At 72.2% G+C, this 11,888-nt stretch carries 9 protein-coding genes and 2 pseudogenes; 6 read left to right on the top strand and 5 right to left on the bottom strand.

Features of this window, described 5'->3' with window-relative positions; translation table 11 throughout:
* Positions 1–5: 5 nt before the first annotated feature.
* The gene (locus AMETH_RS29370) at positions 6–1,460 is read right to left on the bottom strand and encodes a CehA/McbA family metallohydrolase (protein WP_223842964.1); all 1,455 of its coding nucleotides are present in this window, start codon (positions 1,458–1,460) and stop codon (positions 6–8) included.
* A 197-nt stretch (positions 1,461–1,657) separates the two neighbouring features.
* On the opposite strand from AMETH_RS29370, the gene AMETH_RS29375 reads away from it, so the two are divergent.
* From AMETH_RS29375 to AMETH_RS29385, 3 genes are all read left to right on the top strand, one after another.
* A complete protein-coding gene (locus AMETH_RS29375; protein WP_017984793.1) occupies positions 1,658–2,683 on the top strand; it encodes a FecCD family ABC transporter permease in 1,026 nt (341 codons plus the stop codon).
* 496 nt (positions 2,684–3,179) lie between these two features.
* Positions 3,180–4,199 carry a FecCD family ABC transporter permease gene (locus AMETH_RS29380; protein WP_017984794.1) on the top strand — a complete coding sequence of 340 codons (1,020 nt, stop codon included), beginning with the start codon at positions 3,180–3,182 and terminating at the stop codon, positions 4,197–4,199.
* Between the two features lie 20 nt (positions 4,200–4,219).
* Positions 4,220–5,203: an ABC transporter substrate-binding protein gene (locus tag AMETH_RS29385; protein WP_017984795.1), complete on the top strand. Its 984-nt coding sequence runs from the start codon at positions 4,220–4,222 to the stop codon at positions 5,201–5,203.
* A 406-nt stretch (positions 5,204–5,609) separates the two neighbouring features.
* On the opposite strand, the gene AMETH_RS29390 is transcribed toward AMETH_RS29385, so the two are convergent.
* Positions 5,610–6,059 (bottom strand): DUF309 domain-containing protein, encoded by a 450-nt coding sequence (locus AMETH_RS29390; RefSeq protein WP_026153480.1) that lies wholly within the window; start codon positions 6,057–6,059, stop codon positions 5,610–5,612.
* 30 nt (positions 6,060–6,089) lie between these two features.
* Between AMETH_RS29390 and guaB1 the strand changes: the two genes are divergently transcribed.
* Positions 6,090–7,529, top strand: coding sequence for a GMP reductase (gene guaB1, locus AMETH_RS29395; protein ID WP_026153481.1), 1,440 nt, complete (start codon positions 6,090–6,092; stop codon positions 7,527–7,529).
* A 39-nt stretch (positions 7,530–7,568) separates the two neighbouring features.
* Here the strand turns inward: guaB1 and AMETH_RS29400 are convergent, their stop codons facing one another.
* Both AMETH_RS29400 and AMETH_RS29405 read right to left on the bottom strand, forming a co-directional pair.
* Positions 7,569–8,882, bottom strand: coding sequence for a PhoH family protein (locus AMETH_RS29400; protein ID WP_017984798.1), 1,314 nt, complete (start codon positions 8,880–8,882; stop codon positions 7,569–7,571).
* 418 nt (positions 8,883–9,300) lie between these two features.
* Positions 9,301–10,077 carry an isoprenyl transferase gene (locus AMETH_RS29405; RefSeq protein ID WP_017984799.1) on the bottom strand — a complete coding sequence of 259 codons (777 nt, stop codon included), beginning with the start codon at positions 10,075–10,077 and terminating at the stop codon, positions 9,301–9,303.
* 89 nt (positions 10,078–10,166) lie between these two features.
* On the opposite strand from AMETH_RS29405, the gene trhA reads away from it, so the two are divergent.
* On the top strand, positions 10,167–10,832 hold the full coding sequence (trhA, locus tag AMETH_RS29410; RefSeq protein WP_017984800.1) for a PAQR family membrane homeostasis protein TrhA: 666 nt from the start codon (positions 10,167–10,169) through the stop codon (positions 10,830–10,832).
* A gap of 7 nt (positions 10,833–10,839) precedes the next feature.
* On the opposite strand, the pseudogene AMETH_RS37450 reads toward trhA, so the two are convergent.
* A pseudogene (locus tag AMETH_RS37450) lies at positions 10,840–11,333 on the bottom strand (FAD-dependent oxidoreductase); the annotation flags it as partial.
* A gap of 16 nt (positions 11,334–11,349) precedes the next feature.
* Here AMETH_RS37450 and AMETH_RS29420 point away from each other — a divergent pair.
* Positions 11,350–11,866: pseudogene (locus tag AMETH_RS29420) on the top strand (TetR/AcrR family transcriptional regulator); the annotation flags it as partial.
* Positions 11,867–11,888: the final 22 nt, after the last annotated feature.

Here is an 11,888-nt window from a genome sequence, read left to right on the forward strand (position 1 = left end):
TGGGGTCACACCCGGTCGAGGAAGATCGGGTTCGTCATCGCCGCCATGGCGCCGAAGTTGAGACCAGCCGACAACGCGGGAGCACCCGCCGAACCATCAGCAAGGGGGTGACGCACCTCAGCACGCACATAAGCCGACACCGCGGGCGTGGTCAGCCACGACACGCTGCCGGAACCCGAAGCGGGAAGGCTCTGCTGGAACACCTGACCCTCGTCGGTGATCAGGCGCACGGTCCCGTTCGGCACGCCCGACACGTCCAGCCGCACGGCGACCTTGTCCCCGGCCGCCACGGCGAGACGGTCGCCGATGCCTGCGGCCTGGCCGCGCGGTCCGGTCGCGGCGAGTGACAGGTCGACGCCGGCCGACTCGGCGATCCAGCTGCGCCCGGCCTTGATCCCGTCGAGGATCGCGTCCCGGGTGAGCGCGTCGGCGAGGACGACGGTCTGTGGCAGGCCGATCGTCTGGCCGGGGTTGTGCGCGTCGCTGTTGCCCATCGCGGGCAGCCAGCTTCCCTTGCCGCGTACGGATTCCACCAGGGTGTTGTCCCATTCGGACACGGCGGCGTCGTCGTCCCACGTCCACGGGCCGTTCCACACCTCGACCGCGTCGAAGCCGGTGTAGCCGAACTTGAAGTTGCACCCGACCCACGGGCAGTACGGGTGCGCGGCGACGCAGAGGCCGCCGGAGCGGTGCACCGCACGCTGGTATTCGGGCAGTTCGCCGTCGCGGGACCGGTACCGCCAGTCGACGAACTGGCCGGGCCGCACGCCGAGCGCGAGCCAGTGGCCGTTGCGGGTGGTGACCTCCTCGCCGAGCATGATCAGCAGGTCGTCGCCGGCGAACTCGCCCCACACGCCGTGCGACGACGACGTGTTGTGGTCGGTCGAGGTGATGAAGTCCAGCCCGGCTTCCCGCGCACCGGCGGCCACCTCGGACGGCAGGCGCTTGCCGTCGGAGTGCACGGTGTGCAGGTGGCAGTCGCCCCGGTACCACTGGCGGCCGCGCGTGCGGGTGCGTTCGGACGGGTAGTTCGGGCGGTACGGCGCGCCGGCCGGGCCGTGGGTGAGCGTCACCTCGACGCGGTAGTTCAGGCCTTGCGGCGCGATCGTGTACGGGCCGAGGACGATGTGCCAGATGCCGGGCGTGATGTCGCCGGGCAGGTAGCCGGGCGTGGCCTCGGTGCGGCTGATCGAGAAGCGGTCGCGGAAGCCGCCGGACCAGCCGCGGAAGCCGTCGCCGCCGAGTGCCGTGCCACGATTGTCGAAGATGCCGATGTCGCACGAGTTGCCGGGCGTCCCGCTGGGCACCGCCGGCTTGTCGTAGCTGTAGACCACCGACAACTGGCTGACCCCGGCCGGCACCTCCACCGGCAGGTACACGAAGTCCGCGGTGCCCGGCTCGAACCGCCCGGTCAGCACTTTGGTCTCGGCCTGGCCCTCGGCGGCCTCGGCGAACGCCACCGGTGCGAGCGTCCCCGCGCCGGCCACCGACGCCGCCTGGAGGAAACCGCGTCGGGGAACTCCGCAACCCATGCACATGCGGCCATGCCATCAGCGGCGGATGACCTTCGTGAGCCGGCTGCCCGTACACCGCGTGTCCAGAACCTGAACGAACGTCACACTTTCGAGCTTAGGTATGGCTAAGCTAAGTTACAAGCGTGAACGCGATCATGTCACTGTCGGTGACCAGGACGACGCCGCTCCGGTTGGTGCTCCTGGCGTCCCTGTTGGTGGCGCTGGTCGTCGCGGTCGCGTTGAGCCTGGTCCTGGGCAGCAACCACCTCGGCATCGGCACCGCCGTCCGGGTGCTGCTGCACGACGACGGCAGCGAGGCGGCGACGATCGTCCGTGACGTGCGCCTGCCCCGCACCGCGCTGGGGGTGCTCGTCGGTGTCGCGCTCGGCGCCGCCGGGGTCCTCATGCAGGGGCACACCCGCAACCCGCTGGCCGATCCCGGTCTGCTCGGCATCAACGCGGGCGCCGCGCTTGCGGTGGCACTGGCCGCGCAGGTTCTCGGGGTGGTCGATCCCGGCGGCCAGGTGTGGTTCGGTTTCGCGGGGGCGCTGATCGCGACGGCGACGGTGTTCGCCATCGGGTCGAGCGGGCGGCAGCTGAGCCCGGTGCCGATGGCGCTGGCCGGGGCGGCCGTGATGGCGCTGCTGTCGACCTTCACGTCGCTGGTGATCCTGAGCGACAACCCCACGCTGGACGTCTACCGCCGCTGGGTGGTGGGTTCGATCAGCGGCCGCGACGCGAGCATCAGCCTCGGGATCCTGCCGTTCGTGGTGGCCGGGCTGGTGCTGGCGATGCTGAACACGCGGGCGCTGAACGCGGTCTCGCTGGGCGAGGACACCGCGCGTGGGCTGGGCCAGTCGGTCGCGGCGAGTCGCCTGGTCGGCCTGGCCGCGGTGACGCTGCTGGCCGGCGCCGCGACGGCCGCCGCCGGGCCGATCGCCGCGCTCGGCCTGATCGTCCCGCACGTGGTGCGCACCCTGACCGGCCCTGACCACCGGTGGCTTCTGCCGTGCTCCGCCCTGGCCGGCGCGGTGCTGCTGTTGCTCGCCGACGTCGCAGGCCGCCTGATCGCCGCCCCGGCGGAAATCCCGGCCGGCATCACGCTGGCCATCCTCGGCGGCGGCGCATTCGTGTCCATCGCCCGCCGAACCAGGCTGGTGAAGGTCTGATGACACACCCCCAACCCACCCACGCGACCCGACACCCAGCCCCAGCCGACGCCACCACACCCACCGGCCACCTGACCGAGGCCGCAGCAGAAACCCCCGGCAGGCATCACGCCGGCCATCCCCGGCGGCGACGCATTCGCGTTCATCGCGCTCCGAACGCGGCTGGTGAAGCCCTGATGACACACCCCCAACCCACCCACTCGGCCGCACCCGGCGCTATCGCACGCACCGGCCACCTGACCGCCGCCCCAAGCGCCCCCGGCCCTCGACAGCGGCGCCTCCGTCCTGATCGCCCGCCGAACCCGGCTGGTGAACCTTTGATGCCACTCACCAGCCGCCAACCTGCGTCGTTCGGCGCCAGCCGCCTGGGCGGTTCCCCTGCACTCGCGGTACCCGGTGTCACGAGCACCCCGGGTCAGGTTACGGTCGTCCAGAGCCGTCCCGGCGTCACCGGCGCGCAACTCGCCGCCCAGGCTTCCCGTGCAGGCGGGCCCGCATGACCACCACCCTCGGCGTGCGGTGGAACACCCGCGCGGCCACCGTCTGCCTCGTCGTGCTCGTGGCGCTCCTGCTGGTCACCGCGGTGGGCGTGACCATCGGCGAGTACCCCATCCCGCTCGCCCAGCTGCCCGAGCTGCTCACGGGCGGTGGGCACCGCATCGACCGGCACATCCTGTTTGACCTGCGCGTCCCACGGGCCGTCACCGGGTGCCTGGCGGGCGCCTGCCTCGCCATGGCCGGGGCCCTCACCCAGACCATCTCCCGCAACCCGCTCGCTACCCCGGACATCCTCGGGGTCACCGGCGGCGCCTCCGCGGCCGCGGTCGCGGTGATCGTCTTCGGCGGCGGCGTCTACAGCCTCGCCAAAGGGATCACCACCATCGGCGTGCCGGCCGCCGCGCTCGTCGGCGGTCTCGTCGCCGCCGCGGCCGTCTATGGGTTCTCCTGGCGCCACGGCGTCGACGGCTTCCGGCTGGTGCTGGTCGGCATCGGCTGCGGGGCCGTCCTCACGGCGCTCACCAGCTGGCTCCTCATCCTCGCCAGCATCAACAGCGCCGCCCAGGCCACGGTGTGGCTCGTCGGCTCGATCAGCGCCGTCAGTTGGGACCAGGCGATCCCCCTGCTCATCCTCGCCGCGCTGCTCATCCCGGCCGCGCTCACGCTGCCGCGCACGCTCGCCGTCACCCAGCTCGGCGACGACGCGGCCGCCGGGCTGGGCGTGCGCATCCAGGCCTCCCGGCTGGGCACGATCGGCGTGGCCGTCGGGCTCACCGCGTCCGCGGTCGCCGCCGCCGGGCCGATCGGCTTCGTCGCGCTGGTCACCGCGCAGATCATGCTGCGCCTCACCGGCGGGTCCCGGCCGCCGCTGGTCGCGTCCGCGCTCGGCGGCGCTCTGCTCGTCCAGGCGTCCGACCTGCTCGGCCGCACCGCGTTCAGCTGGGAGGTCCCGGTCGGCCTGATCACGGCCGCGATCGGCGCCCCCTACCTCATCTGGCTCCTCCTCCGACGACGTTGACCCCGAAGAAAGGTGACCCCATGACAGCGACCCGCCGGACCTTCCTCACCGGCAGCCTGGCCGTGGCCGCGACCGGTCTCCTCGCCGCGTGCGGTTCGAGCGGATCGGACTCGTCCGCGAGCGGCGGCGCCTGGTCGTTCACCGACGACCTGGGCACCAAGGTCGACCTCGACGCCCGCCCGACGCGCATCGCCGGCCTCAACGACGCGATCGCGTCCCTGTGGAACTACGGCATCACGCCCGTCGCCTCGTTCGGCTACACCGGCCTCGCCGACGACGTGAACTTCACCGGTCGCGACCTCAGCCAGGTCAAGCAGGTCGGCCGCACGTACGGCGAGATCGACATCGAGGCCCTCGCCGCCGCCAAACCGGACCTGATCCTCACCCACGCCTATCCCGTGGACAGCACGGCCAAGATCGACCCGACCCAGCCGCTGTACGGGTTCAAGGACGTGACCCAGCAGCAGGCCGTCGCCGAGATCGCGCCGATCGTCGCGCTGAAGATGGCCGGCTCCGCCACCAACGTCGTCGACCGGACCGTCGAGCTGGTCCGGGCGCTGGGCGCCGAGCCCGCCGCCGACGCAAAGCAGGCCTACGAGGCCGCCCGCACCCGGTTCAAGAACGCCACCGGCAAGGGCCTCACCCTGATGGCGATTGCCGCCTACCCCGGCGACGGTGTCTACATCTGCAAGGCCTCCGACGACCCGGCGCTGCGCAGCTACACCGAGCTCGGCCTGACCTATCCCGACCCGGGCGGTTCGAAGTACTACTGGGAGCAGGTCAGCTGGGAGAACATCGGCAAGTACCCGGCCGACGTGGTGCTGTACTCGCTGCGCGCGATGGACAAGGACACGCTGATGCAGCAGGCCACGTTCGCCCGAACGCCGGCGGCCGCCGCCGGGCAGGTGTTCCCGTGGGAGTTCTCGTCGATGGACTACGTCGCACAGGCCCGCGCGCTGAACAACCTCGCCACGAACCTGGAGGCTTCCCGGAAGGTGGTGTGACCCGTTCGCCGCACGGCCGGCAAACACAGCGCACGGAACGGCAAACACGGCACCCGCCGCGTGTTTTGGCCCTCGCGGCGGCGGTTTTGCCGCCCGCGGCGCGCTGCCGCGCGCGGCGGAGTCCGCCGGGCGCTGGGGGCCGGGTGGCCAGTAGCGGCGGTGGGGTGGCCCGGCGTGGTCGCGGGTTGGGCCGGGCGCGGCCCCGGGGTGGCCAGGGCGCGGTCGCGAGCTGGCCGGGCGCGACCCCCGGGTGGCCAGGGCGCGGTCGCGAGCTGGCCGGGCGCGACCCCCGGGTGGCCAGGGCGCGGTCGCGAGCTGGCCGGGCGCCTGGGCGGGATGGCCGGGCGAGGTGGCTGGGTGCGGTGCGTTGTCCGCGCGGTGGTGGGGCGAGCCCGCGCGGCGGGCCCTACTTGAGCCGCGGGGTACGGAGGTTCTCCGGCGCCTCCGCACCCTCCCGGGCCCAGACGACTAGGCCGGCCACATCGATCCCGTGCGGGGCCTCCGCCGTGTAGGGCTCGATCGCCGCGGCGCCGCGGGTCAGCAGTGACACCTCGCCCTTCGCGTTGCCGCGCGCGGCGTGCGTCAGCCCCACCGCCAGCTGCGCCAGCCCCTTCCACAACCCGCGGTCCGGGCCGTCGGAGGACTTCCACGCGTCCTCGAACACCTCGTGCGCGTGGAACGGACGTCCGGCGTCCAGCAGGCGCTGGGCCTCCTCCACCGTCTCCGCCGGCGTGCGCGCGATGCCCTCCGGCTGGCGCTCCACCCCCGGCGTCCCGTACGGCAGCGGCCGCCCCAGCCCGTCACGCGGGCGGGCGTTTCGCGGCTTGCCCTCGGCGTCGCGGTCTCGATCGGCCATGGCGCTGATTGTGCCGTAGTCTGGGGACTCGTGCGTTTTCTCGATGGCCACGGGCCCGCTCACGACCTGACTTACGACGACGTCTTCCTCGTGCCCAACCGCTCGGCCGTGGAATCGCGCTTCGACGTCGACCTGTCCACCGTCGACGGCACCGGCGCCACGATCCCGATCGTCGTCGCCAACATGACCGCCGTCGCGGGGCGGCGGATGGCCGAGACCGTCGCGCGGCGGGGCGGGCTGGTCGTCCTGCCGCAGGACGTCGACCCGGCCGCGGTCGCCGACATCGTCGCCTGGATCAAGAGCCGCCACACCACCTGGGACACCCCGCTGGTCCTCACCGCCGGCGACGCGGTCGCGGACGCCCTAAACCTGATCGGCAAGCGCGCGCACGGCGCCGTCGTCGTGGTCGACGAGGACGGCCGCCCGCACGGCATCGTCGACGAGGCCGCCTGCACGGGCGTGGACCGGTTCGCGCGGGTCGCCGAGGTCGCCTACACCCCGCCCGTGACCTGCGCCCTCGACACCCCGTCGCGGGAGGTTTTCGAGCGCCTGCACGCCGCAGGCGCCCAGATCGCGCTGGGTGTGGACGCCGACGGCAAGCTCGCCGGGATCCTCACCCAGACCGCGGCGCTGCGCGCCGACATCTACACCCCGGCCGTGGACGCGCAACAGAAACTGCGCGTCGCGGCCGCCGTGGGCATCAACGGCGACGTCGCCGCCAAGGCCGAGTCGCTGCTGGCCGCGGGCATCGACACGCTCGTGGTCGACACCGCGCACGGCCACCAGGAGAAGATGATCGCCGCGCTGAAGGCGGTCCGCTCGGTCTCGCCCGCGGTACCGGTCGTGGCGGGCAACGTGGTCACCGCGGAGGGCACGCGTGACCTCATCGACGCGGGCGCGGACGTGGTCAAGGTCGGCGTCGGCCCCGGCGCGATGTGCACGACGCGGATGATGACCGGCGTCGGCCGCCCGCAGTTCTCCGCGGTGCTGGAGTGCGCGAAGGCCGCCCGTGAGCTGGGCAAGCACGTGTGGGCCGACGGCGGCGTCCGCCACCCCCGTGACGTCGCGCTGGCGCTGGCCGCCGGCGCGTCCGCGGCCATGGTCGGCTCCTGGTTCGCCGGCACCCACGAATCCCCCGGCGACCTGCGCTACGACGAGCACGGCCGTCCCTACAAGGAGTCGTTCGGCATGGCGTCGAAGCGGGCCGTCGGCGCCCGCACGCGCACCGACAACGTCTTCGAGCGCGCCCGCAAGGCCCTGTTCGAGGAGGGCATCTCGTCGTCGCGGATGCTGCTCGACCCGCAGCGCCCCGGCGTCGAGGACCTGATCGACGAGATCTGCTCGGGCGTCCGGTCCGCGCTCACCTACGCGGGCGCGCGGGACATCGAGGACTTCCACCGCCGCGCGGTGCTGGGCATCCAGTCGGCCGCGGGCTTCGCCGAAGGACGGCCGCTGCCCGCTGGCTGGTGAGGAACGGGGCCGCCTCGCGCGAGGCGGCCCCGCCCACGCTTACCCGTGGTCCTCCAGCATCTCCGTGACCAGCGCGGCAATCGGCGACCGCTCCGAGCGGCTCAGGGTGACGTGCGCGAAGAGCGGGTGGCCCTTCAGCTTCTCGATCACCGCCGACACGCCGTCGTGGCGCCCGACGCGCAGGTTGTCCCGCTGCGCGACGTCGTGCGTGAGCACCACGCGGGACGCGGTGCCCAGCCGCGACAGCACGGTGAGCAGCACGTTGCGCTCCAGCGACTGCGCCTCGTCCACGATCACGAACGAGTCGTGCAGGGACCGGCCGCGGATGTGCGTCAGCGGCAGGACCTCCAGCATGCCGCGGTCGAACACCTCGTCCAGCACGTCCTGGCTGACCAGGGCGCCGAGGGTGTCGAACACCGCCTGCGCCCACGGCTGCATTTTCTCCGACTCCGACCCCGGCAGGTAGCCGAGGTCCTGGCCACCGACGGCGTAGACCGGCCGGAACACGACCACCTTGCGGTGCTCGCGGCGTTCCATCACCGACTCCAGCCCGGCGCATAGCGCGAGCGCGGACTTGCCGGTGCCGGCGCGGCCGCCAAGCGAGACGATGCCGATGTCCGGGTCGAGCAGCAGGTCCAGCGCGATCCGCTGCTCGGCCGAGCGGCCGTGCAGGCCGAACGCCTCCTTGTCCCCGCGGACCAGCTTGACCTTCTTGGCCGGGGTCAGCCTGCCCAGCGCGGACGAGCTGCCGGAACCGGCCACCAGCCGCAGGCCGGTGTGGCAGGGCGATTCACCCACCTCGGGCAGCCCGTACTCGGCCAGGTCCACGACACCGTCGCGGAACAATGCGTCGACCGCCTCCTGCGGGACCTCCACGTCGACCATCCCGGTCCAGCCGGACGGCGCGACCTCGAGCGCGCGGTACTCGTCGGCGGGCAGGCCGACGGCGCCCGCCTTGACGCGCAGCGGGATGTCCTTGGTGACCAGGGTGACCGCCTCGCGCTCGACCTTGAGGTTCAGCGCGCAGGCCAGGATCCGGTGGTCGTTGGAGTCCGTGCGGAACCCGGGCGGCAGGACCGTCGGGTCCGAGTGGTTCAGCTCGACGTGCAGGGTGCCGCCGGAGTCGCCGATCGGGATCGGAGCGTCCAGGCGGCCGTGCTTGAGCCTCAGGTCGTCGAGCTGACGCAGGGATTCCCGCGCGAACCAGCCCAGTTCGGGGTGATGCCGTTTCGCCTCCAGTTCACTGATCACGACCAACGGCAGGACCACGGCGTGCTCGGCGAATCTCGTGATGGCCCACGGGTCGGCCAGCAGAACCGAGGTGTCCAGGACGTAGGTGTGCTGCCCTGGCACGGAACTCGGGGGTTCTGCGGTGCCCTCCGCGGAATTCGATGAGCGGCCGGAGGCCTTACGGGGCGAACGCTGCGTAGTCACGACGGCATCTCCCTCGTGGACGTGGCACCACGCCCACACTCGCTGGGCCGGGCACCACCCTGGCTGGTCCGCTCTTCGCTGTCGCTTACGCGTCAGCGCGCAGGGCCACGAGGGCCGGGTGCCGGCCCCCTCGTGGGTATCGCGAACGGCTCATGCGCCGTCTGCTCTACAACCGCCACTACCAGGGCCTCCCGTGATGGTCCGCAAGGTCACGAGCCATCACTTCGGAAGTTACCTGCGTTCGCCGTTTCGTGCAGGCAGCCAGGCAGGTGATTCACCAGGTTGTCATCTCACCGTCGGTAGAGGAGAAATCAACGGATCGGCACGGAACGCGTTGTCAAGTACCGAAACGGCGGTGCCGCCACGCGTAGTCACGAAGTGCGCGGAGGAAATCGACCCTGCGGAAGGCGGGCCAGTAGGCCTCCGTGAACCAGAACTCGGAGTGCGCCGACTGCCACAGCAGGAAACCGGACAGCCGCTGCTCGCCGGAGGTGCGGATGATGAGGTCCGGGTCGGGCTGGCCCGAGGTGTAGAGGTGCTCGGAGATGTGGTCGACGTCGAGGATCTTCGCCAGCTCGCGGATGGACGTGCCCTCGTCGGCGTGCTGGAGCAGCAGCTTCTTGACCGCGTCGGCGATCTCCTGCCGCCCGCCGTAGCCGACGGCGACGTTGACCTCCATGCCGGTGCGCTTCTCGGAGCTCGCCGCGGCCGCCTGCAGGCGCTTGGCGATCGGCTCGGGCAGCAGTTCCAGCGCGCCGACGACCCGGATGCGCCACGGGTTGCCGGGGTGGGCCAGCTCGTCGACGACGTCGGCGATGATCTCCAGCAGCGGTTCGAGCTCCTCGGTGGCGCGGCTGAGGTTGTCCGTGGACAGCAGCCACATCGTCACGACCTCGACGTCGGCCTCGCGGCACCAGGTGAGGAAGTCGGCGATCTTGCGGGCTCCCGCGCGGTGCCCGTCGGCGACGTCGGTGAAGCCGGCTTCCCGTGCCCACCGGCGATTGCCGTCCAGCATGATCGCGATGTGGCGCGGGTGCTTGCCCGCGGCCTGCTGGATCAGACGGCGGCTGTAGATGCCGTAGACAAGCTTGGACCCGAAGGAGCGAAGACTCACGTCCAACCAATGTACGCAGGGTCCGAAAGCGACGTGGGCCGGGCCACGGTTCACTGGCGCGGAACCTACGTCGCCGTAACCTTGTTGGTGTGACCGTAGAGACCGAACCCTTCGTCGACACCCGTCCCCGGCTCCGCGGCCATCTCCATTTCTGGACGTTCTTCAGCGCGCTGGCCTGCGTGGCGACGCTGGTCGTGCTCGCCGGGACGACGGTGTCCGGCCTGGCGGCGCTCGCCACCTCGGTGTACGGCCTGACCGTGCTCGGCGTGTTCGGGGTCAGCGCGCTGTACCACCGCCGGTTGTGGAGCCCGCGCGCCTACCAGTGGATGAAGCGCGCCGACCACTCGATGATCTTCCTGTTCATCGCGGGCACGTACACCCCGTTCACGCTGCTGGCGATGTCGAAGCCGACGGGGTACGTCGTGCTCGGCGTGGTCTGGGGCGGCGCGCTGGCCGGGGTGGCGCTGAAGATGCTGTGGCCGGGCGCGCCGCGCTGGCTCGGCGTGCCGATCTACGTGGCGCTCGGCTGGGTGGCGATCTTCGTGCTGCCCGAGCTGGCCACGCACGCCGGGGTGGCCGCGCTCGTGTTGCTGCTGGTCGGCGGCCTGTTCTACACCGTCGGCGCGGTGTTCTACGCGGTGAAGTGGCCGAACTACTGGCCCAACACCTTCGGCTACCACGAGTTCTTCCACGCGTGCACCGTGCTGGCCGCGCTCTCGCACTACATCGCGGTCTGGCTGGCGCTCTACGCCTGAGCGGCGGTCAGCGGCCCGACGGCTGGAAGAAGGCGAGCATGCGCCGGGCCGCGTCCGGCGCCGCCGGCATTTCCTGGACCCGAGCGGACTTGCGGGCGGCCGCGCTGGTGCGTTCGAACATCTCGCGCTCGTACTCGTCGACCGCTGCGGGGAGGTCGCCGGGTGCGCCGCGAGCGCGTGGCCGGGCCGGGCGCCGTCGAGCAGGGCCATGTTGGCGCCCTGCCCTGCCGGCGGCATCAGGTGCCCGAGTTCGACGGTGTTCTGGCCGGTGTGCACCGGCCGGGAACCGGTGAGCAGCGGGCGGACCCGGGATTCCGCGCCGTCCACGCCGGCCAGGAGGTCGTACGCCGCGGCGCGGCCGCCGGCGAAACGCAGCACGCCGCGCACCGTGTGCTCGGGGAGGGAGTCGAGGAGCAGGTCACGCAGGTCGGCTCGGTCCACCTCGGGCCGGTCGAGCGGGGCGTCCTCGGGCGTGTCCTCCTGCAGCAGCAGGGTGCCGTCCAGGCCGGCTCCGACGATGGCGATGCTGAGCCGGGAACGGATCGTCGAGGCGGCGAAACGGCTGGCCGACGCGGACGGCCTGGATGCCGTGTCGCTGCGCAAGGTCGCCGCCGAGCGGGGCGTCGGCCCGATGCGGCTGTACGGCTACCTCGAAACTACGGAGGAGCTGCCCGACCTGATGGTCGAAGCGGTGGAGGCCGAGATCCGGCCGGACGGCGAGGGCTGGCCAGAGGTGCTGCGGTCGCTCGTGGAAGCCACCCGGCAGGCCCGAATGGCTCGCCGACCTGCTCGGCGGACGACCCCAGCTCGGGCCGAACGCGCCGGCCAGGCTGGAGGCCGTGGTCGCCGGGCTGCCGGTGGTCGCGGCCGTCGACTCGTACGTCACCGGCGCCGTGCGACGGGAGATCGCGGAGCGGCGCGCCGAATGGGCCAGCGGGACGGACAAGACGCAGTGGCAGGCGGCCTCGTGGCCGTACCTGGAACGGGCCTTCGCGACCGGCCGATTCCCCGCGCCGGCGGCCTTCGTCCGCGACGGCAGGCGCGCCCGGTGATCAT

Origin of the sequence: Amycolatopsis methanolica 239, from assembly GCF_000739085.1 — a bacterium.
GTDB lineage: Bacteria > Actinomycetota > Actinomycetes > Mycobacteriales > Pseudonocardiaceae > Amycolatopsis_E > Amycolatopsis_E methanolica.